The following is a 22,162-nucleotide window of genomic DNA, read 5'->3' on the forward strand; positions in this document are numbered from 1 at the left end:
GAATCCCCACCCATCTACCCAAAGTTAGACAACCACTGGAGCAAGTTTAATTCATGGAGAATGATTTGTCGGGCTTCGGCAATTTTCTCCCTCGCTTCATGCCAATAATCCGCACTCGCAGTAACCTCTTTAATAAATTCTACTCCTTTCTCATCCAAACTCGGCAGCCTCAGAAAACTCCCCGCAGGCAACAACTTATCCGCCGCCGAACCGCCGTAATAAATCGGCAAACACCAAGCTAACAAAGCATCCCAAAGCTTCTCGCTGACATACCAATCGTTTTCGGCATAATTTTCTATAGCTAAGTTGTAATAGTATGGTGCGACGGCGTGCCATTTATTGTTCACAGTGCCGTTCCCACGCGCCCAAATTGGCAAGTTTCGCCCGTAAAGGTCAAAATCCAATTTTTGCGATTGCAGCAATTTGATAAAGTCTAATCGGCGTCGGTGATTGGCAGTGCGACTAACACCTGAAGTAATCCAAGAACAGGATTTAGTTTTCGGCGGCGCAGGCATTTCATCTAGTTCTCGAAACGAGTTAGAGTGATACCAAATCGCGGGCATATAATCTGGTTTTGGGGCGAAATCGTCGGGCCCGGAAACGTAACCGCAATAAAGTTTGGCTTGTTCGTAGTTGGCTTTGGTAATTTCAATAACTTCTGGTAATGGTGGCTCGCGGATCAGGTATATTATGCGTTCCTTGGGGACACCGCGCAATTTTTCTCGAATGTCGTTTTCTAGATTTTGATGCCTGTAGCGACGTATTTTATCAAGCCACGATTGCTTTTTGGGCTGTTGGGGAAAGTCGAATTGATACATGAGTAAAAAGTCGGGTTCGGGGTGGTTGGCGAGCATTTGAATGTTGCCCCATTTGCCGAAGTTTTGGGGAGTTTGTTGCCACAGCCAGTCGCTTTGGTTCATGCCTGGGTAGGTGGTGATTGTGCCGATAATTTTTTGTTTCATAATTAGTAGTATGTAGGGTGCGTCAGCTTGGGTGATTTTCGCAATAAGTGATAATTTAAAAGCTGACGCACCGCACAGTTAATGGTGCGTCAGTTTTGATAATTTTATCAATTGTCTGTCGCCTCCGGACTGACGCACCCTACCAATGACTCATCCACATAACTCAAAATTCTCTCTATCCTATTTTCCCACGAAAATTGCTTGACAAAATCCAGTGTTTCTGCATAGCCTTCGCTTTTCCTCGGATATTGGGTTAAACAATCTCGAATGCTTTGCGCGAAATGGTGCGGGTTATCCGGTTCGCACCAAGTTGCTGCTATATTTCCCGATTGAAATTCCATTAAAGATGCAATCTCCGTCGCTACAATCGGAGTTCCCGATGCCATGTAATCAAAGAATTTTAAAGGAGATGTGAACGTCGCGGCCTCTGTCAAACAGTGCGGGTGAGTCAAAACATCGGCTGCTTGCAGCAAGCTAGCCAGTTGATTTTGAGGGAGGTAGCCGAGAAATTTAATGTTGTCAACTTGCTTGGATTTGGCTAACTGCTGGTAGGCTGTTACTTGGGATGAATCACCGCCCGCGATCGCAAATTGAACCAGCGGCAACTCCTTAGCCACATCCACCAACATATCAACACCTTTAAACGGGTAAAGTCCGCCTGCATAAACTGCTAAATGCCGTCTGTCATCTTCTAATAATTGCTGTCGCCAATTCTGGGAAGCTTCTGTTTGTCTGGCGAGAAACAAATGGTTAAAACCGTTATGCAGCGTAATTACTTTTTCCGGCGGCATCCCATTCAAAATCATGCTGTTTCGGACAGTATCGGCAACAGTTACACCAATTTGAAATAGAGGATTGCCAACGATTTCTGGTTCAAAATTTTTGTCTTCGTGGTGGTGCTGTTCGTAGATAGCGGGAATTCCGTTTTTAACTGCTGCTTTGACAAAGTTCCAGTCGCGGGTGTGGACAATTTTAGTGGATTTAAGCAGGTGAATTGGTAAATAGTATTTTGATACTATTGTACTCGCATTCGTCCACTTGCTGTCCCAAAGGTCGATCGGCCACGGCATCGGTAAATCTGCTACTTTTAATTTATCTTGAATATTGTAAATTTTGGCAAGTTTGTCATCCGGTTTCTTCGGTTGAAAAGGAAAAAGCAAATCAACCGGGTTCAAAGCACTCCAGCCTTTACGGAGGTATACCAAAACTGCTGGATAACCGAGATTGGCTGCGGCATTTGCAGAGTGTGCAACTTGAACTAAGCTCGCTACATTGGGTTGTGGTAAGATATTTCTGGTAAAAAATACATAATATTTAGACATGGTAATTGGCAGTTGGTAATAGGTAATTGGTAATTGTTAACTATGTAGACTGTGGACAACTGACAACTGACAAATGACTACTTTTTTACAGCCTGACGCTTAATAGTCTTTTCTATAAATTCTAAAGTTGTGAAAATATTAGCCGCCGAGTGAAATGATTCTCTAATTAACTCGTCTCTTTCTTCGGGAGAGTCTACCATTTCATCTACTAGCAATTTGAGGTAAGCTATCATGGGAGTCAGGCGAGTGCGAATTTCGTAAGAACCTCTAATTAGAGCTTCATCGCGAGCGGTTTCTTCGGCAAATTGCACTGAATACAAGCGAGTGTAGTAACCTCCTTTTGCTAGCAATTCTTCGTGGGAGCCAATTTCTACTACTTGTCCGTGATCGATCACGGCGATTTTGTGGGCTTTTTGGACTGTGGAGAGGCGGTGGGCGATTACCAAGGTTGTGCGATCGCAGCTCAATCTCTCGATCGCCGCTTGCACGTACCTTTCCGAAACCGTATCCAGCGAACTCGTTGCCTCATCTAAAATTAAGATTTCCGGGTTTTGCAGCAAAGCTCTAGCAATTGAAATTCTCTGACGCTGCCCTCCCGATAATATCACCCCCCGATCGCCAATTTGAGTATCCAACCCATCCGGCAATAGTTGGATAAACTCATAAGCATTCGCTCCCTTCGCCGCTTCCACAATTTCTTCCTCAGTCGCTTGAGGCCTAGCGTAAGCAATATTTTCGCGAACTGAAGCATTAAACAAAAACGTATCTTGGCTAACAATACCCATCGCTTGCCTGAGACTTTTCACCTCAAATTCGCGCAAATCCCTGCCATCGAGCGATATATGACCTTCAGTAGGATCGTAAAATCTCGGCAGTAAATCTGCCAAAGTTGACTTGCCAGAACCCGAAGTTCCTACCAAAGCCAAAGTAGTGCCGTGAGGTAGAAATAAATCAACTCCTTGAAGAACTAAATTTTTGTGATTGGGATAACTAAAAGATATTTTATTAAAATGAATTCCCGATCTCAAATGAGTGTAAGGCACAGAACCGTTCAACATAAATGGCTTGTCATCGCAGCTCAAAAAATTATTAACCACCTCTACACTAGCCGACGTATTAGCAAATTGACTGCGCCCGGTATTCAACTGAGAAATTAAAGGAATTAACCGAAAAAGTACCAATAAATAGGTTAATAAAATTGTCGAAATAGACTCTATCTCATTCGCAAATATTGTGCGACCTATAAATACAATCAAAATTATAACTATCAAATTAACAACTTCGTTAATTGGGGCGATCGCCGCATAATTTACCTGAGCCTGAAAATCCGCTTGTTCTCGCCTGTGAATTAAATGCTTGATCCGCTGATACTCCCTTTCCTCGTTCCCCGTTGACTTGACCAGCCGAATCCCAGTAATGGTTTCCAGCACCCTAACCGAATAATCTTTCGACATTTCAGAAAGCAGGTAGCCAAAATGCTTGGAACGGTTAATAATATATTGATTTGTCCAAGCAACTAACGACAGCAAAACTGTAGCTGTCACCGTCAGTTTCCACGAGATCGAAAGTAGCAGACCCACAAACACCAAAACTGTTATTGAGGTAGTAAACATTCCGATCGCCGTGCCAACTGCACTAGCAGTCCGACCAATCTCTCCCCCCAATCTATTAATTAAATCCCCCACTTTAGTTTTAGAGTAAAAATCTAAATCTACTTCTAACAACAGCCGTAAACCTGCTTCTCGCAAATCAAAAGTCAGAGATCGCGTCAGAGAAGTAGCTACTAAAGTATTGATATAACTCGCAACATTTTTTAAAAAAATTGCCAGCACAACCGCCCCGGTCATCAACATTAAACGCTGATTTCCGGGCATTCCCTCAAAGGGATACATCAAAGTTTTAATTAGAGGTGGAGCACCACGCAGCTCGATAGCTTCCTCTAAAAAACTTAAAAGCACTGGTACAATCAGAGTAGTGCTGATACCGTTGAATAAAGCGCCAGAAAAACCCAGCATCACAGTTAAGAGAATCCTGCCGGGATATCGTCTGGCAAATTTTAGGAGTAGCTTATTGGCAGACATGAAGCATTCCCAGCTAAACAGTACGGCATCTCAAAATATTCTTTAATAACAGCCAGTTTTTCTTCCTCCCGTGAGTTGTTTTAAAATAACCTTTACCTACCTGCGATTATATCTGAAAGTATCGGTTTTATTGCTTGAATACTATATTTTTTCACACATCTTTCCCGAGCTTTCATTCCTTGTAAATTAGCCGCTGTCCAATTTTGAAATATCCATTGAATTTTTTGTGAAATTTGAGCGGGAGAACTCGGATCGACTAAATAACCCGTTCCCCCTAAAATTGCTGGAATATCCCCCACTCGCGTAGACAAAACAGGCTTAGCCATTGCCATGCCATCTGTCAGCTTGAGCGGAAACTGAGCCACGGCTGTGAGAGTTTCTCGCTGAGGAACAACGACAACATGAGCCGCCGCTACAACCGACGGCATCATCTCCACTGGAAACCTTGGCAGTTTAATAATCCAACGCCCCCATTGTTTCACAAGTTTATCATCATAATCATCATAAGGACTCCCGCCGACGATCGCTAATTTTAAATCCGGCTCATTTAACTGTTCAAGGGCCATCAAAACATCCTCCACGCCTTTATGAGGTCGCGGTGCCCCCGGAAACATCAGAACTCTATACCCGGACAAGCCGTAACGCTGTCTGCTCAATTCAGGATTGTATTTAGCAGGGTCGAACATTACAGTATCCTTACCATTCGGCAAATATACACCACCAAAACGCTGTTTTAAAAACTCCGTATGAACAGTGACTGCATCAGCACCGTGGATGAGACTTTCCATCCACTTTACATAGAGGGGATTATCTGGTTCTCTCAATTGACCATTGTGTTTAAAAATATCTCGATAAAGTTGTTTAAAAGAAGGACGGTATTTCCATTCATCTCCGCCGTACCAGCTCAGTTCCCAGTCGTCTATATCTAAAATTATAAAGTGGTGATTAGCCAGTTTTTTTAGCAGTGATAACCCAAAGCTTGTAGGTTTAGGTTTGACTGCATAAATAATATCCCCATCTATTTTTTTCCAAAGTTTTTGAGCATCCATCAAAAACCCCGGATAATTTTTACCCGGTATCGCACATACCGGGATGTCTCTGGGAGGAGTAGCATAAAATTCCTTGCCAAACTGAAATCCAACAACTTCTACATCACATTTAAGCTCTATCAAGACTTGAGCTAAGAAAAAAGCACGAATTGCACCTGCTCCTGACAAATCGCTCACTACTAATGAAACTTTCACTAAGTATTTTGTTTATAACATTTGTTTGATTTTCCTGCTTAACCGAGCTTTTGTCAAGGCGATGGGGACTCACGCACTCCCGACCAAAGCAACCGGGTTTTTAACCATGGCAAAGGGCAGCAACGAAGTATTTTGGTAAAAAAAACCCAGTGATGAATCCAGGACTGTTATTCACTCCAGCAATAATTCTCCTAGGTAAATTTTCGGATATGTTGAGGCTATTTTTTTTATTGTGGGCTGAATTTTGTTGTTTTTGATGCAGTTTACCCACAAACTTTAATTATTTTAAACGCCAGGGATTGTTAAGTTGATTTGGTAAAAATATTTTAGCCGTGCGATCGACTATTCTAGTAAAGAGCGATCGCGTCACGTTCTTGGCGTACTGAGGGCGGTAAGGATAAGTGCAGTGCATTACTTTAATCGGTTTGTCGATCGTATAAACATCTTTCCACTTATCCAAGTAGTTGTAAACCGGGGACAAAGTTTTCATTTTCGGCTTCACAGATTCAAAAGCCGCCGCAAAAGCGCCCTGGTCTTTTAAGAGTAGCACATTTTGATGCGCAACTACCATCTCGAAATATTTCTTAAAGTTTGTGAACAATTCCTGAGTTTTACTGGTTTTCGTAAAAGCGATAAATCCGCTATTGTATTGAATGCTATTTTCATTTAGCGGCAACCCGACAGACTGCAAAGTTGACAGAATATCCTGCTTGACTCTTAATAAATTTGCAGCTTTAGCAATCGCAGGCTGCACATCTTCCGTCACCAACAAATCCACCCCGTCAAGAAAATCAAAAACCTCATCTATTGGCGACAGCAAACAAATATCACAATCCATATAAATAGTTTTCTCAAACAGAGATTCCCGGTACAAAGCCAGCTTAGCTAGCCGCGACGCTAAAACAGGATTTTCGTGAGACGGTGCAGGTTTCAATATGACATTTCCGAACACCAGAAGTAAAGGATATAAAATTTGAGGAACTCTATCTATTAAAACAATAATGGGTTCACGGTGAAACTTCCTGACAGACGCCAGAAAATGAACGCAATCTTGGAAAGAGTAAAGACCGGTTAAAATAGTAATAAATCCCTTAAGTTCTAATTTATTTGAATTCATTGATTTAATTATTGATGTACTTATTTCCCTCAGTGTGTCCACTCCCAAAAGCTCTCACTCCAGTCATCTCGACCGTGAAAAATTCCTTGCCATTCATAAAAAGGTACAAAATCTTTCAGGTTAATTGTTTTATTGACATTGCGGATCATATAAAGAGGTTTATCTCCATAAAAAGAAGCCCACATAGTATAACTGCTAGGCGGCCCGACAACATAGTCGCACTCAGCCAGAGCATACATATCTTCTATTAAATGGCCGCTGCCAAATCCCCAGTTAAAATTATCAAATAAACTCGGATTTTGCGGAATATTAGAACAAATCAAAAACTTGATTTTTTTTCCTTCAAATAGCCTTACCACAGAATTCATGACTTCTAAATATTGCTCAGTGGTGTAAAAGTATCTTCCCTTTTGATGCTGAGCATAATCCCCTTGACGGATGTGAATTCCGACGAGCATATCAGAGTTATTTTTTAAATTCAATATCAAACGCTCTACATTGATTCTATATCGCTCTAATGGTTCAAAGTAGGCTCTAATCGGGTCGGCGTACTTGTGTAACTTTGGCACATCATCTACAAACCAGCCATCTCGAAATAGCCAGCCTTGAAAACAAACAATTGAACCGTGCTTGATTTGTTCGATATCCTGATCTTTAACCCAACTAAAAGGTTGTTTTCTGGTTATTTCTTGCGTTTTTAATATTTTTTTGTTGCTTAAATACTTAATAAAATTATAATATTTACTTCGGACAAACTTGTTACCTGCTGCGGTAAAAGATGGAGGAGGATAACAACACAAAAAATCCCCAGCCGTTCCCACAAAGAATTCTGCATATTCCTCAAACGCCGGATTGAGAACAGTCAAATTATGCTCGATCGCCCAAGCAATGAAATTAGCAAAAAGCAGCAGTCGGTTGCCGAGTTGTCCCGATTTAGCAGATATTATTAGCATACTCGCTGTTTTTTTTTAATGTCAGGTGCTTAGGGCGTACCCTACACAAGGGTAAGGTGCGCCCTAAGCACGCTACAGACTAAGAGTTGTGGCGTTTTTGGTGCCACTGCCAAGCATGGGAGATAATGTTCTTAATGTCGGGATATTCTGGAGACCAACCCAAGGTTTTGATGGCTTTCTCGCTGCTACCAACCAAAGAAGGCGGGTCTCCCGGACGCCGTTCACGCTCAACAGCCTTAATCTCTTTTCCCGTCACTTGGCGAGCCGTTTCTATCACCTCTTTCACCGAAAAGCCGCCGCCGTTGCCCAAATTAAAGAAATCAGATTTGCCACCATTTAGCAAATATTCTAATCCCAAAATGTGAGCCGATGCCAAATCGTTAACGTGAATGTAATCCCGAATGCAAGTACCGTCAGGAGTATCGTAATCCGTGCCAAAAATCGCGATCGAATCTCGTTTCCCCAAAGCAGCAAACAACACCAGCGGGATTAGGTGAGTTTCTGGATTGTGATCCTCTCCTACCAACCCGTTAGGGTCAGCCCCAGCCGCGTTAAAATAGCGGAAACAAACAGACTTGAAATCGTACGCAGCGTCAAAATCCGACAAAATCCGTTCTACCATTAACTTAGTAGCACCGTAGGGATTGATCGGGTTTTGTGGGTGGTCTTCTGTGAGCGGAATTTTCTGCGGTACGCCGTAAGTCGCGCAAGTAGAAGAAAACACCAATTTATTCACCCCAGCACCAATCATTGCTTCCAAAAGGGTAATAGTACCGATGACATTGTTGCGGTAATATTTAGCTGGGTCGGTAACAGATTCGCCCACGTAAGCGTAAGCAGAAAAGTGCATTACCGCAGCAATATTGTGCTTAGCGAACAGGTTGTCAAGAAGAGTGCGATCGCTCGTATCGCCAACTACCAACTCCACCTGCAAAGCCCGATCTACTAAATCTCTGTGACCGTAAACTAAATTATCCAAAATCACCACACCGTAACCGGCGTTTTTCAGCGCTAATACCGCATGAGAGCCAATATATCCAGCTCCGCCAGTCACCAAAATAGTTTGTTTTTCTGCACTCATTGTATTCTGCCTGTTTTTGTAGCTGGGATTGCCAAGAGCCTTGTTAATTTGAGACTGCCACATCTGACGCTTTCACACTCGGCGTGAGCCGGAGGATTCAAGCGAAATATATAGGCTTTGCTGTGCGGGGCGATCGCACTCCTAAAAAAACGCTTTTTACACTCCAGATAGATGCTGAGTGTGCAAGTCTTTCTGTTCAATCGATAAACTTGAGGCGACCAATTTGGATATAATCAAATATCCGATTAATCTGATGTCGATCCTCTTCTGAAATTTTATCATCTGACAGGATAGCAGAAGTCAAAACTAAGTGTTCCCGGCGAGTGATCTTGCCAGACGCTACAATCCGGTCGACCATTTGAGAAATTGTTAAGTTCGATTTGTTGTGAGATGTTCGCATTTATTCGACCGCTTGTATGCTAAAATAATTAAAGCGGATTGCACTTATTGACCCAAAAATAATGCGTACCCGACCGTAAATCAATTTGCTCAACAGCAGAAATAAGGTATCAGAGTTTTACTTCCAAAGATAGATATGCGGACTTAATAAATCTGCAATCAGCCTTCGGATAGCGTTCAGAACTAATTTAATTATATAATATTTTTCCTAGAGAGGCACTTTTATATGCAGGTTTATCGGCTTCCGGTACTGTCAGACAATTACATTTTCTTGCTGCACGACCCCGATCGCCACACTGCAGCCGTCGTCGATCCAGCACGATCGCAGCCAGTATTAGAGCAACTGCAAGCACTCGGAGCCGAATTAACAGCAATTTTCAATACCCACCACCACCGCGACCATATAGGTGGCAATCAGGAACTAATCGATCGCTTTCCCCAAATTAAAGTTTACGGGGGCGCAGAAGATAGAGGCAGAATTCCGGGACAGCAAGTCTTTTTACAAGCGGGCGATCGAGTTTCTTTCGCCAACAGAACCGCCGAAGTCTTCTTCGTACCGGGCCACACAAAAGCTCACATCGCCTACTATTTCCCCCCCAGCAACCCCAGCGAAATCGGCGAATTGTTCTGCGGCGACACCTTATTTGCCGGAGGCTGCGGCAGGCTCAAAGAAGGCACTCCCACCCAAATGTTAGCCTCTCTGGGACAACTGCGAAACTTGCCCGACAATACCAGAGTTTGGTGCGCCCACGAATACACGCTGAACAACTTGCAATTTGCCTTGACTGTAGATGGCGACAATCCCGATTTACAGCAGCGCTTCGCCGAAGTCAAGGAAGCGCGCAGTCGATCGCAACCTACAATACCATCATCGATCGGCATCGAAAAAAGCACAAACCCATTTTTGCGCTGGGATTTTCCCAACCTCCAATCAGCCGCCAACACCCGTGATCCAGTGCAAACCTTCGCTCGATTGCGTGGCATGAAAGACCAATTTTGACCTTAAAGTTTTTGTTTTTTCAGATAACTCTTAAACTTGAGTATTGGTTCGCTCAACCACCTGTCAAGTCTTTTGTATTTTACCTTAAAGCTAGACAGCCCCTTAAACTTATTTGGAATTTTTTCCAGTTCGTCCTTAAACGGTGTCTGAGACAACATATCGAGCCATAATTGATTGGGGGCGGAGCTTTCCCAGGGTTTCGGTCTTGATATAAAGTGCATCACTTTACTTGACATATCATCAGTCTTGTGGTTATTCCATCTTTGGTCTAAGTGCTTCCACCTTCCCACTAAAACTGAATTTAATGCACCTTGATCGCGATCGCCCCAAACGTGAACCCTAGCATTTTGGAGCAGCTTTTCCGACAGTTGCTCTTCCTCCCAAAGCTTCATGTTGTAAACTAAAACACCACTATTGAAATAAGGGTTTAGATCGTGATAATTGTTGGGATTTCCCCAGACGTTGGCTGCGGCTGCTATCGGCAGAGTTTGAAAATCTAGGTTCCACAGCGGCTCTAAGCTCCCCAGAACGATCGTATCGCTGTCGAGCCAAATCAGCCTTTCTGTTTCTTTGGTATATTTTCGCGGCTCCAATTTAACGTAAGGAAGTTTAGAACCTGATACCGAAAGAAGTTGGTCGTAATTAGATTGCAATTCTTGCCATTCAATCTGGTATTTGCAGCAATTCTGTAACTGTTCCTTTTGCGGTGAATATATCCTGGTAGATACAACGCTAATTTTGACCTGCTCCTCCCCAGATTGGCTAACATTGAGATCTACAGACTTGAGAAGAGCTGCTAACCCCAGAATATAGGTGCGATCGGCTGCTGTGAATATGTGCATAAAATTAAGTTTGTGAGATGAACAGCAAAAAGGCGCACGGTCAAACGTGACACAAAGGCTGCGACTGCAGGAAGCAGCCAGCCCTGTATTGAGGTAAATGCGATCGCCCGTTTACCGTTAAGACGAACATACTCTTGCCTAAATTTCTGATCGCGTTTACACAAAGAAACGGGGTTTCTAAGTAGGTAGGCGCGAATAAAGTTTATAATGTAACAGAATGTAAGGCGGGCGTAACAAGATCGATCGCTTCGTTTCATTCGCTCCCAGAGAGACCTTATGTATTTTCAATCTTCATCCACTTATTTACCGGTGCACAAGTTTCATCTGTTCGCGCCCGAAAACCAGCAACCGCCGTTGGTAATATGCAGCAACGCGAAAACTTATGAGACTGACTGACCTCGCATTTGAAACAGCGAGAAATTTGCCTGTCGCCTGTGCTGAATCTTGCAACTGGTTAAGACGTGGGATTCTACTATAAAATAAATTGTCTCGCTCTGGCTATTACCGCAGGACGATCAGCATCCCCCAGAGGTTTGAATTGTCAGCCTGCTTAAATCAAAAGTTCCTCTGATTATTTCCCCAGGATTATTGATGAGCACGATTGGCTTGGCCAAAAGTAAAATGAGCGTTGTTAGAAACCGATGCAAAACCCACGCAATACTGAACCCCAAGCAAAAATCGACCCCTCTGTTTCGACGGATTCTAACAAAGCGTTCTACCCAGCCGCGCCTTTGCCAACTGATGTAGGGATGGTTCTCCAATTGGCAGATGGCAGCATTCAGGGGTGCAATTTTCACGCCGAGGCTCTGTTGGGGATGACAGCAGAACAGATGCTCTTATGCACTTCAATAAATAGTCTGTGGCAGACTGTGCGTGAAGATGGCTCGGATTTTCCCGGCGAGACGCATCCGGCGATGGTGGCGCTGCAAACCGGGCAACCATGTTTAAATGTGATAATGGGCTTTTATCGGCCACAGGGAGAATTGATTTGGTTGACACTCAATTCTCAACCTTTATTTCAAAGAGATCGATCGACTCCCTATGCAGTAGTAACAACGTTCACGGAACTCGCTCAACAAAAGCCCGAACCAGTCACTCACCCGCCCGCCCAACAACTGTCAGACACCCTCGAAAGTATTTCGGACGGGTTCTTTGCTTTGGATCGAGACTGGCGATTTACCTACCTCAATTTGCAAGCGGCGCGGTGGCTGAATCGACTGCCGGAAGAGGTGATTGGCAACACTCTTTGGGAAGAGTTTCCCGAATCTGTGGGCACTTTGTTCGAGCAGGAATATCGCCACGCCGCCACCTTCCAAGTTACGGTGAGTTTTGAATCTTTTTATCCGCCGCTCAATGCTTGGTATGCGGTACGAGCCTATCCGATCGCATCGGGACTTGCCGTTTATTTTCAAGATGTCACCGAGCAGAAGGCGGCGAGGGCTGCTTTTATTCAACAAGCGCAAACGGCCCAGCAACAACTAGCAGAAATCGAGGCGATTTATGCTAGTGCGCCGATCGGACTTTGCTTCCTTGATACTGAGTTGCGGTTTGTCCGCCTCAACGATCGCCTAGCAGAAATCAACCGAGTTCCAGCCGCTGCCCACATCGGCAAAACATTGCGCGAAATCTTGCCAGAAATGGCAGATGATTTAGAGCCGCTTTACCAGCAAGTTATTGAAACTAAAGTTCCCCTCCAACAGCTCGAAGTTCGCGGGACGAACTCAGCACAGCCGGGAGTCGATCGCGATTGGCTGTTGAGTCTCTATCCGCTGACGGCCGAAGACGATCGCGTCCTGGGAGTGAATGTGACGGTGCATGAAATTACAGAGCGCAAAGCTACCAAAAAAGAAATTCAACGGCTCAACCAAGAACTAGAGCGACGAGTCAATGAACTGGAATCGATACTTGATGCTGTACCCGTCGGTATTACGATCGCTGACGATCCACAGTGTCAAGTAATTCGCGCTAACCGGTTTGCCCTGTCGATGTTGAAAGTGTCGGCCGATACCAATGTTTCTGGAACAGGAGAGCAAGCGGCAGTCCTTCCGTTTAGACGACTCCGCAACGGACTAGAAATTCCGGGAGAACAACTCCCCATGCAACTAGCCGTGGCTTCCGGCGTCCAAGTGCGAGATATGGAAATTCAAATGGTGCGCGAGGACGAGGAGACCTTTGATTGGTTGGTGAATGCGGTACCGTTATTTGACGAACAAGGCGCAGTTCGCGGCTGTGTGGCGGCGTTTATGGATATTAGCGATCGCAAACAAGCTCTTGCTGCTTTGCACCGCTCTGAGGAACGCTATCGCACTTTGTTTGAGTGCCTAGACGAAGGCTTTTGCGTCATCGAAATGCTGTTTGACGAAAACGAAAAGCCGATCGATTACCGCTTTTTAGAAGTCAATCCAGCCTTCTTGAAACAAACCGGACTCGAACAAGCTGTGGGTAAAACGGTGCGACAGCTCGTTCCGGATATCGAAGATTATTGGTTTGAGATGTACGGCAAAGTCGCGCTGACGGGGGAACCCCTGCGCTTCGAGCATGGCTCGGAAGCCCTGAACCGCTGGTTCGACGTTTCGGCGTTCCGCACTCCTGAGCCGCACAGTCGCAAAGTCGCCATACTTTTTACAGAAATCAGCGATCGCAAACAATCGGAGAATCTCCTGCGGCAACAGGAAGAGCAACTGCGGCTGTTCGTCAAACATTCGCCTGCGGGGGTGGCGATGTTTGACCGCCAGATGCGGTATATGCTGGTGAGCGACCGCTGGCTGTCAAGTTACGGGCTCGGCACTCAAAACATTGTGGGCCGATCGCACTACGACATCTTTCCCAATTTGCCCGATCGTTTGAAACAAATCCACCAGCGCTGTCTGGCGGGATCAGTCGAAATCTGCCAAGAAGATCAGTTTCTCCGCCCTGATGGCTTAATCGACTGGGTGCGCTGGGAAATTCATCCTTGGCGAACCAACGCCAATGAGATTGGCGGCATCATGATTTTTTGCGAAATCATCAGCGAGCGCAAAAACGCTGAACTCGCGCTGCAAGCGGCCAACCAACAAGTGAGCAATATTATAGAAAGTATTACCGATGCCTTTATGGCGATCGATTCACAATGGCGCTATACCTACGTTAATGCCACAGCAGAAAAACTGCTTTCTCGATCGAGAAACGACTTGCTAGGTCGATCGATTTGGGAGCTATTCCCCGCCGAGGGAGAATCGAATTCGATGCTATATCAAGAATTTCATCGAGTCGTTAACGAGCAAGTTTCTGCCAAGTTTGAAGAGTTTTCGCCTTCACTCCAAATGTATATAGAAGTGAGCGCCTATCCAGCGGCCGAAGGACTTACGGTTTATTGGAGCGATATTAGCGATCGCAAACGCACTGAAGAAGAACTGCGGCAAAAAAATGCGATTTTGAACGTGATTAACGAGTCAGCGCCCACGCCAATTTTTGTCAAAAATCGAGAAGGACAGATTATTTATGCAAATCCAGCCACCCTGGAAATAATGGGCAAATCTGCTTCTGAAGTAATTGGTGGTCGCGATCTGGATTTATACCCAGTAGAAGAACTTGCAGTCACAGTCACGGAAAACGATCGGCGCATTATGGAATCCGGCCAAACAGAAGTCCTCGAAGAATCTCACGATGGCATTCGGACATTTCTGGTAATGAAAGCTCCCTATCGCAATCAGGCGGGAGAAGTCATCGGTCTCATTGGCATCTCCAGCGACATCACAAATCGCAAACGAGCAGAACTCGCCATGCAAGAACAAACTAAGTTACTACAAGTCATCATTGACAGCATTGGTGATGGTTTAATTTTGGCAAACCAACAAGGGGAGTTTGTGTTGTTTAACCGAGCCGCCGTAGGAATATTCGGTCAGCTATCGAATGAAAAATCTTGTGAGGAATGGTCCATAACATACGGACTATTTATGGCAGATAAAAAAACCTTCTTCCCCGACGCTGAACTACCTCTTGCCAGAGCAATCAAAGGTGAATATGTCAATGATGTAGAGGTATTTGTCCGCCCCGAAGATTCCGAAGGTCGCTGGATCAGTATCAGCGGTTATCCGGTAGTTGATACTAGCAGCGAAATCAAAGGGGGAGTGATTGTCTGTCGGGATATCACAGAACGCAAACAAGCCGAAGCAGCGCTGCAAGAAAGCGAAGAACGATTCCGCACTATGGCTAACAACGCTCCTTTTATGGTATGGGTAACAGACTCCACAGGCTATTGCACTTTCCTGAGCGAAAGCTGGTATGAATTCACAGGTCAAACTGAGGAAACTGGTTTGGGATTCGGTTGGGTAAACGCGGCGCATCCAGAAGACCGAGAACAGGTCAAAAAAGCATTTTTGACCGCCAACGAACGCCAGGAACCTTACCGCGTAGAATTTCGCGTCAGGCGCAAGGATGGCGGATATTCTTGGGCGATCGATGCGGCTGCTCCCAGATTTACCGAAAGGGGACAATTTGAGGGTTATATCGGCTCTGTTATCGACATTACAGAGCGCAAACAAGTGGAAACCGAGCGCGATATGGTTCTGCAATTAGAACAAACTGCCCGCGCGGAAGCCGAGCGAGCTAACCGCATTAAAGACGAGTTTCTGGCGGTGCTTTCTCACGAGTTGCGATCGCCCTTAAATCCGATTTTAGGCTGGTCGCAACTGCTCGTCGGCGGCAAGCTGAACGCGACTCAAACTGCTAAGGCCTTTGAGACGATCGAGCGTAACGCTAGACTACAATCTCAATTAATTGAAGACTTGCTTGATGTGTCCCGGATTCTGCAAGGGAAACTCACATTGAATGTCGCTCCGGTGAATCTGGCAACCATTATTCCGTCTGCCGTGGAAACCGTGCAATTAGCAGCCGAAGCTAAAAAAATTCAAATCCAAATAATCTTAAATCCCGATGTCGGGCAAGTTGTCGGTGATACAAGTCGCTTGCAACAAATTGTGTGGAATTTGTTATCAAACGCGGTGAAATTCACGCCCGAAGGCGGTAGAGTTGAAGTTCGATTATCGCAAATCGCACGCCAAGCTCAAATTAAAGTCACGGACACGGGTAAAGGCATTCTTCCCGATTTCTTGCCTTATGTTTTCGACCATTTTCGACAAGAAGATGGCGCCACAACTCGCAAATTTGGCGGCTTGGGATTGGGATTGGCGATCGTCCGCCAACTCATCGAACTTCACGGCGGAACGGTGTTTGCAGAAAGCGCAGGAGTTGGTCAAGGAGCGACGTTTACGGTGAGATTACCGCTATTAAATGATGATTCTAGAAGGCAGGAGGAGGAAGCTGTCAAAGGGGCTGATCCTCGCGATATCTCATCCTTGCCGCTAGCTGGATTGAGAATTTTGGTGGTAGATGATGAACTCGACTCGCGAGATTTTGTCGCTTTCGTGCTTGAGGAAGCGGGTGCAGAGGTGATTTCCCTGTCATCTGCTGCTGAGGCGCTAGAGTCGATCGAACAAACTGCACCGGATTTGCTCGTAAGCGACATCGGAATGCCCCAGATGGACGGATATATGTTGATAAATCGCATCCGCACTCAGCTTGCGCCTGAGTACCGGCAGTTGTTGGCGATCGCCTTAACGGCCTATGCTGGAGAAGCGAACGAGCGCCAAGTTTTGCAAGCCGGATTTGACAAACACTTAGCCAAGCCGATCAATCCGACCCAGTTAGTTGCTACTGTAGCGCGATCGATCGTCGCCCAGCGCCTTGAAAATAAAGCCTGAGTGCTCGGTAAGACATTGCACTGTAGTTGATTTGGCTCATTAGAGCACCCCCGTTTTGCGTAATTTCAAACTGAATTTGCCCGTTAAAAATATTATCCCTGTTTCTTCCCTCGAACCTCGAATCTCAACATCCATCCGTTAAATCCGTTAAATCCGCTACATCCGCTACATAATCCGTTGCCGAACTTCCTTCTCCCTTGCGATCGCCCCTCAAACTTCGCTATTATAAAAAGTTGCAGTTAAAACCCCACAACCCAAGATCATGGCCAAGCGCGTTCAATTAGTTTTAAATAAAGATGTCAGCAAACTCGGCAAAGCTGGCGACGTAGTAGAAGTAGCCCCAGGCTACGCCCGCAACTACCTAGTACCCCAAGGAATGGGATTTAGAGCCACTCCGGGCATTCTCAAGCAAGCAGAGCGCCGCCGTGAAGAAGAAAGACTGCGCCAGCTAGAGCTCAAGCAGCAAGCTGAAGTCCGCAAAACCGCCCTCCAATCGGCTGGGCCTTTCATTATTTCCAAGCAAGTTGGCGAAGCAGACGCGATTTTTGGTACTGTCACCAACCAAGAAGTAGCAGAACTGATTTTCAACTCTACCAGTCAAGAAGTCGATCGGCGCGGCATCACCCTACCCGAAATTCGCCAAACTGGTACATACAAAGCTGAAATCAAACTTCACGCAGAAGTTACCGCTGAAGTTGATATTCAAGTTGTTCCGATGTAATTGCTAGTCATCAGTCATCAGTCATTAGTTGTTAGTCATTAGTCATCAGTCATTAGTTGTTAGTCATTAGTCATTAGCTAAGAACTGAGTACCGCTAACTAAGGACTGAGGACTGCTAACTAAGGATTCAAAACTGACGACTAATCACTGGCAACTAATAACTAATAACTAATGACTGCGGACTAATGACTGAGGACTATTGACTAATGAGCGATTTGATGCCGACAAATATAGAGGCAGAAGAAGCAATTTTGGGCGGGATTTTAATTGACCCCGAAGCTATTTCCCGAATTGCCGAACTTCTGCGGCCGGAGTTTTTTGCCATCACCGCTCATCAAGTCATTTATCGATCGGCATTAGGGCTATTTTTACAGGGTCAACCTACGGATTTAATGACGGTAACAACTGCGCTAACCGACCGCAACCAGTTAGAGCAAGTAGGAGGACTAACTAAATTAGCACAATTAGTCGATCGCACAGTTTCCGCAGTCAACATCGACCAATATGCAGTTTTAGTTGAAGACAAATATCAGCGCCGCAAATTAATCGAAGCTGGCAACAACATAGTACAATTAGGTTACGAGACAGCAGTACCGCTAGAAACAGTTTTAGACCGCGCCGAACAAGAAATTTTCAGCATAACTCAAGAACGTCCGCAACAGGATTTAGTGTCGATCGGCGAAACGCTAAACCAAACATTTCAAGACCTAGAAAATCGCAATGAAGGCCTCACACTTCCCGGCATTCCCTGCGGTTTTTATGACTTAGATGCTATGACAGGAGGCTTTCAGCGATCGGATTTAATCATCGTTGCGGCTAGGCCGGCGATGGGCAAAACGGCCTTTTGTACCAACATCGCCCACCACATCGCCGCCGGACAGCAGAAATTGCCGGTTGCCGTTTTCAGCTTAGAAATGTCGAAAGAACAGCTAGTGCAGCGTATCCTGTCCAGCGAAGCCAAAATAGAAAGTAACCGATTGCGATCGGGTAGAATCAGTCAAAACGAATGGGAACCTATCAGTACAGCCATTGGCAATTTATCAGAACTACCACTATTTATTGACGATACTCCCAATATTACCGTCACAGAAATACGATCGAAAGTCCGCCGCCTCCAAGCAGAACAAGGCGGAACCCTAGGATTAGTCTTGCTAGATTACCTGCAATTAATGGAAGGTACCAGCGACAACCGCGTGCAAGAACTATCTCGAATTACCAGAAGTCTTAAAGGTTTAGCCCGCGAACTCAACGTGCCGATTATTGCCTTATCTCAGTTGAGTCGGGGTGTGGAAGCGAGGACAAACAAGCGGCCGATGATGTCTGATTTACGCGAAAGCGGCTGCTTAACAGGTGATAGTTTGGTAATGCTAGCAGATACTGGTGTGCGCGTACCCATTCGTGAATTAGTAGGGAAATCTGGCTTCACAGTTTGGGCGCTCAATGAAGCCAGCATGCAGTTAGAAAAAGCCGTTGTTAGCAATGCCTTTGCTACAGGTGTTAAGCCTGTACTACGACTGCAAACTCGTTTGGGACGGGCAATTAGAGCCACTGGCAATCATAAGTTCTTAACCATTCAGGGCTGGCGGCGATTGGACGAGTTAAAAATAGGCGATCGTATTGCCCTACCTAGATACATATCAAGTTCCTTCATCCAATCGATGGACAATGCCCAAATAGCCTTGCTAGGACACATGATTGGAGACGGATGTACTCTACCTCGACACGTTATTCAATACACTACTAGAGAGGAAGATTTAGCCAATACAGTTGCAAATCTTGCAATAGAAGTCTTTGGAGAGCGAATCATACCTCGTATTTGTAAAGAACGTGATTGGTATCAAGTTTATCTTCCTGCTGCCTATCATCTCACACATAATGTGAGGAATCCTGTAACTGAATGGCTAGATGCTTTAGGTGTTTTTGGTCTGCGTTCTCACCAGAAGTTTGTCCCCAATCAAATATTTGAGCAGCCTCAAGAAGCAATAGCTTTATTTTTACGCCATCTTTGGTGTACTGATGGTTGCATAAAAACAGGTAGGGGTAAATGTCATTACCCTAGTGTTTACTATGCTTCCAGTAGTGAAAAATTGGCAAGAGATGTTCAGTCACTCTTACTCAGACTTGGTATCAATGCCCGCTTATTTTTAAGCCCCCAGCCAGGGAAAGGGCGAGATCAACATCAAGTTTGGGTTACTGGAAGACCTGATTTAGATAAGTTTATTCATTTGATTGGTGCAGTAGGTAACTACAAACAGCAAGCTCTGACAGAAATTGCAGAATACATTGAAATTCGTTCTAGCAATACTAATAGAGATGTCATACCGCGTGATGTGTGGAAAATGTATGCTGTTCCTGCTATGCAGCAATTTGGTTTAACTACACGCCAGATGCAAGCACAGCTTGGCAACTTATATTGTGGTACAACCCTTTACAAACACAACCTTGGTCGGGAACGAGCATTCAGATTAGCTACAATTGTTAAATCTGATGAACTTGCCCTCTTATCTAAGAGCGATATTTACTGGGATGAAATCGCCTCAATAGAAGTTGATGGCGAAGCTGAAGTTTACGATTTAACCGTGCCTGCACTGCATAATTTTGTCGCTAATGACATCATAGTTCATAATAGTATCGAGCAAGACGCGGATTTAGTAATTATGCTCTACCGCGATGAATATTACAACCCTGATTCGCCCGATCGCGGAATTGCAGAAGTAATTATTACCAAACACAGAAACGGGCCCACAGGAATCATCAAACTATTATTTGACGCCCAATTTACCTGCTTTCGCAATCTGGCATCTCCGAAGCGATCGTAAATCAACCAGAACATACACAGAAACCCGGTTTCTTAATAAAAAAACCGGGTTTCTAAACACCGTAAAAGTTTTACGTTTAATTAGGTTGAGCTACCTAGCCAGCGATTTTCAACAATTCCACATCAAAAATCAGCGTAGCATTAGGAGGAATCACCCCGCCCGCACCGCGAGCGCCGTAACCGAGTTCAGGGGGAATAATCAACTGGCGACGGTCTCCAACTTTCATCGTACCGACACCTTCATCCCAACCCTTAATTACTTGACCCACGCCAATTTTGAACTGAAAAGGAGAATTGCGATCGCGCGAACTGTCAAACTTCGTGCCATCCTCCAAAGTTCCAGTGTAGTGTACCACAACTGTCTGGCCAGTTTTTGGAGTCGCCCCATCACCCTGCTTCAATTCCACATATTTCAGACCTGAATCTGTGGTGACAGTTTTCTCAGTATTATCAGTCATGTTATTGCCAGCGATAGTAGCTGGTACCTCCGGTAAAGTAGCATCAGCTACTAGCAAGTTATTTTCATTCAAAGACTGCGCTGACAAGTTCTCAATAGCAGTCTCTGGTAAAAGATTGTTCAATTCGGCTGCAACTGCTTGGGACCCAGAACCGCCCATTTGAGCGACTATCAAAAACACAAAGCAAACCAGCATTACTCCCAAGCTGACTAGAACTCCTCGCAAAATTAATCCTCCTGATACTTTTAACCGCGATATCTTAGATATCTAAGACATCTAGTACAACAAGAACTACCAAATTTTATCTGAACTTTTCCACCAAAAAATGGCAGGTTCCAGATAATTTTAAAGGCAAAAGTATGAAGTCAGAATGTTTGTAATTCTACATAAGTGGCTTCTACATAAGTGCCTTTTTTAGCCTTCTGCCTTCGGCTGACAATCTTATCACAAGATAGCAGCGAACTTCTCGCGGGCGTTAGCGAAGCCCTCGAAGAGGATCGAACTCAGCGCCAGTTACGGTTTTCTAAATCCCGCATCTGACGTTCCAAACGATCGAGCCTTCCCCGCAACTCATCCATTTCGGACTGTCGGGGAACTCCCATATCTTGGAGAATATTCCGCAATTGCCGCTGCAACTGCGTATCCCAATTGCCCTGCTCAGACTTGAGGTGCTCCGTCATGTCATCGACAAAGGTTTTGGCTTGCTCAGGATTGATTTTGCCATCTTTGACCCATTGCTCGCTAGCTTCCTGCAATTTCTCAGCCACCAGGGAGGTAGTACCAATGCCCAGCATTACCAGTTGTTTGAGTAAGTTGCTATTGTTATCCATAGATTTTTCCTAATGTTTGCCCTTTCATACCCGATCTGCTCAGGTCGCCTGCTGTCGCCGCGAAACCATCTGTAAACTTAAAGTTACATCAGCGCTGACCTACCTTTCTATTTTGGAGCATCCACCCGCCTGATGGCGAGTCGATCACGCTAATCGGCGTTCGGAAAACCCGCTAATGAGCCTACCCACCACATTACCCCATCACCCTGCTGTCTATGCCTGATTGCCCCCGCTGTCACCAATCTGTAGACGCCCAAGCGCTTGCCTGTCCACACTGCAAAATCCCCCTCAAAGCTTTCGGTCATCCGGGTATCCCTCTTTATCGATCAAAACCCGAAGAATTTCTGTGTGCTAGCTGTATTTATCACGCAGACGACACTTGCAACTACCCGCAGCGTCCCTTTGCCAAAGAATGCACACTTTATCACAATCAAGCTGAGCCACTTGTGCCACAGACGAGCCGTTACATCAGCGGCGGCTGGCCTCAATCAATCAAAAATTGGTGTCAGCGCCATCTTGTTTGGTTAGCTTTATTAGGTTTAATTATTATTAGCATTGCTCTGTCGATTTAATCTCACATCTTGCACCATTCT

The 22,162-nt window shown here is 45.1% G+C and carries 15 protein-coding genes; 5 read left to right on the plus strand and 10 right to left on the minus strand.

Annotated elements, in window-relative coordinates:
- Positions 1–14: 14 nt before the first annotated feature.
- From QUA70_RS14985 to galE, 7 genes are all read right to left on the minus strand, one after another.
- A complete protein-coding gene (locus tag QUA70_RS14985; protein WP_333348194.1) occupies positions 15–962 on the minus strand; it encodes a glycosyltransferase family 10 domain-containing protein in 948 nt (315 codons plus the stop codon).
- A 107-nt stretch (positions 963–1,069) separates the two neighbouring features.
- Positions 1,070–2,284: a glycosyltransferase family 4 protein gene (locus QUA70_RS14990; protein WP_333348191.1), complete on the minus strand. Its 1,215-nt coding sequence runs from the start codon at positions 2,282–2,284 to the stop codon at positions 1,070–1,072.
- A gap of 77 nt (positions 2,285–2,361) precedes the next feature.
- A complete protein-coding gene (locus QUA70_RS14995; protein WP_333348189.1) occupies positions 2,362–4,365 on the minus strand; it encodes an ABC transporter ATP-binding protein in 2,004 nt (667 codons plus the stop codon).
- Between the two features lie 92 nt (positions 4,366–4,457).
- Positions 4,458–5,609, minus strand: a complete 1,152-nt coding sequence (locus QUA70_RS15000; protein ID WP_333348186.1) for a glycosyltransferase family 4 protein — start codon at positions 5,607–5,609, stop codon at positions 4,458–4,460.
- A gap of 280 nt (positions 5,610–5,889) precedes the next feature.
- Complete coding sequence (locus QUA70_RS15005; RefSeq protein WP_333348183.1) at positions 5,890–6,726, minus strand: glycosyltransferase; 837 nt, start codon at positions 6,724–6,726, stop codon at positions 5,890–5,892.
- Positions 6,727–6,755: 29 nt separating this feature from the next.
- Positions 6,756–7,679 (minus strand): alpha-1,2-fucosyltransferase, encoded by a 924-nt coding sequence (locus tag QUA70_RS15010; RefSeq protein WP_333348180.1) that lies wholly within the window; start codon positions 7,677–7,679, stop codon positions 6,756–6,758.
- 79 nt (positions 7,680–7,758) lie between these two features.
- Positions 7,759–8,760 carry a UDP-glucose 4-epimerase GalE gene (galE, locus tag QUA70_RS15015; RefSeq protein ID WP_333348177.1) on the minus strand — a complete coding sequence of 334 codons (1,002 nt, stop codon included), beginning with the start codon at positions 8,758–8,760 and terminating at the stop codon, positions 7,759–7,761.
- 625 nt (positions 8,761–9,385) lie between these two features.
- Here galE and gloB point away from each other — a divergent pair.
- Positions 9,386–10,159, plus strand: a complete 774-nt coding sequence (gloB, locus tag QUA70_RS15020; protein WP_333324031.1) for a hydroxyacylglutathione hydrolase — start codon at positions 9,386–9,388, stop codon at positions 10,157–10,159.
- 2 nt (positions 10,160–10,161) lie between these two features.
- Here the strand turns inward: gloB and QUA70_RS15025 are convergent, their stop codons facing one another.
- Positions 10,162–11,001 (minus strand): glycosyltransferase, encoded by an 840-nt coding sequence (locus QUA70_RS15025; protein WP_333324029.1) that lies wholly within the window; start codon positions 10,999–11,001, stop codon positions 10,162–10,164.
- Positions 11,002–11,642: 641 nt separating this feature from the next.
- On the opposite strand from QUA70_RS15025, the gene QUA70_RS15030 reads away from it, so the two are divergent.
- From QUA70_RS15030 to QUA70_RS15040, 3 genes are all read left to right on the plus strand, one after another.
- Positions 11,643–16,742: a PAS domain-containing protein gene (locus QUA70_RS15030; RefSeq protein ID WP_333348174.1), complete on the plus strand. Its 5,100-nt coding sequence runs from the start codon at positions 11,643–11,645 to the stop codon at positions 16,740–16,742.
- A 262-nt stretch (positions 16,743–17,004) separates the two neighbouring features.
- Complete coding sequence (gene rplI, locus QUA70_RS15035) at positions 17,005–17,463, plus strand: 50S ribosomal protein L9 (protein ID WP_006634794.1); 459 nt, start codon at positions 17,005–17,007, stop codon at positions 17,461–17,463.
- Positions 17,464–17,669: 206 nt separating this feature from the next.
- Entirely contained in the window at positions 17,670–20,282 is a 2,613-nt protein-coding gene (locus tag QUA70_RS15040; RefSeq protein WP_333348171.1) for a replicative DNA helicase, read from the plus strand.
- Between the two features lie 94 nt (positions 20,283–20,376).
- Here QUA70_RS15040 and QUA70_RS15045 read toward each other — a convergent pair whose 3' ends face one another.
- Positions 20,377–20,964, minus strand: coding sequence for an FKBP-type peptidyl-prolyl cis-trans isomerase (locus tag QUA70_RS15045; RefSeq protein WP_333324024.1), 588 nt, complete (start codon positions 20,962–20,964; stop codon positions 20,377–20,379).
- Positions 20,965–21,242: 278 nt separating this feature from the next.
- On the minus strand, positions 21,243–21,569 hold the full coding sequence (locus QUA70_RS15050) for a phasin family protein (protein ID WP_006634797.1): 327 nt from the start codon (positions 21,567–21,569) through the stop codon (positions 21,243–21,245).
- Positions 21,570–21,784: 215 nt separating this feature from the next.
- On the opposite strand from QUA70_RS15050, the gene QUA70_RS15055 reads away from it, so the two are divergent.
- A complete protein-coding gene (locus QUA70_RS15055) occupies positions 21,785–22,141 on the plus strand; it encodes a zinc ribbon domain-containing protein (RefSeq protein ID WP_333324022.1) in 357 nt (118 codons plus the stop codon).
- Positions 22,142–22,162 lie beyond the last annotated feature (21 nt).

The organism is Microcoleus sp. LAD1_D5, from assembly GCF_036702115.1.
In the GTDB taxonomy this organism is placed as follows: Bacteria; Cyanobacteriota; Cyanobacteriia; order Cyanobacteriales; family Microcoleaceae; genus Microcoleus.

What these genes read in the sequence shown, in the direction of transcription:
- QUA70_RS15010 (WP_333348180.1), bottom strand. Translation starts at nt 7,679, where the DNA reads ATGCTAATAATATCTGCTAAATCGGGACAACTCGGCAACCGACTGCTG.
- QUA70_RS15025 (WP_333324029.1), bottom strand. Translation starts at nt 11,001, where the DNA reads ATGCACATATTCACAGCAGCCGATCGCACCTATATTCTGGGGTTAGCA.
- QUA70_RS15040 (WP_333348171.1), top strand. Translation starts at nt 17,670, where the DNA reads ATGAGCGATTTGATGCCGACAAATATAGAGGCAGAAGAAGCAATTTTG.
- QUA70_RS15030 (WP_333348174.1), top strand. Translation starts at nt 11,643, where the DNA reads ATGCAAAACCCACGCAATACTGAACCCCAAGCAAAAATCGACCCCTCT.
- rplI (WP_006634794.1), top strand. Translation starts at nt 17,005, where the DNA reads ATGGCCAAGCGCGTTCAATTAGTTTTAAATAAAGATGTCAGCAAACTC.
- QUA70_RS14985 (WP_333348194.1), bottom strand. Translation starts at nt 962, where the DNA reads ATGAAACAAAAAATTATCGGCACAATCACCACCTACCCAGGCATGAAC.
- galE (WP_333348177.1), bottom strand. Translation starts at nt 8,760, where the DNA reads ATGAGTGCAGAAAAACAAACTATTTTGGTGACTGGCGGAGCTGGATAT.
- QUA70_RS15050 (WP_006634797.1), bottom strand. Translation starts at nt 21,569, where the DNA reads ATGGATAACAATAGCAACTTACTCAAACAACTGGTAATGCTGGGCATT.
- QUA70_RS15055 (WP_333324022.1), top strand. Translation starts at nt 21,785, where the DNA reads ATGCCTGATTGCCCCCGCTGTCACCAATCTGTAGACGCCCAAGCGCTT.
- QUA70_RS14990 (WP_333348191.1), bottom strand. Translation starts at nt 2,284, where the DNA reads ATGTCTAAATATTATGTATTTTTTACCAGAAATATCTTACCACAACCC.
- gloB (WP_333324031.1), top strand. Translation starts at nt 9,386, where the DNA reads ATGCAGGTTTATCGGCTTCCGGTACTGTCAGACAATTACATTTTCTTG.
- QUA70_RS14995 (WP_333348189.1), bottom strand. Translation starts at nt 4,365, where the DNA reads ATGTCTGCCAATAAGCTACTCCTAAAATTTGCCAGACGATATCCCGGC.
- QUA70_RS15005 (WP_333348183.1), bottom strand. Translation starts at nt 6,726, where the DNA reads ATGAATTCAAATAAATTAGAACTTAAGGGATTTATTACTATTTTAACC.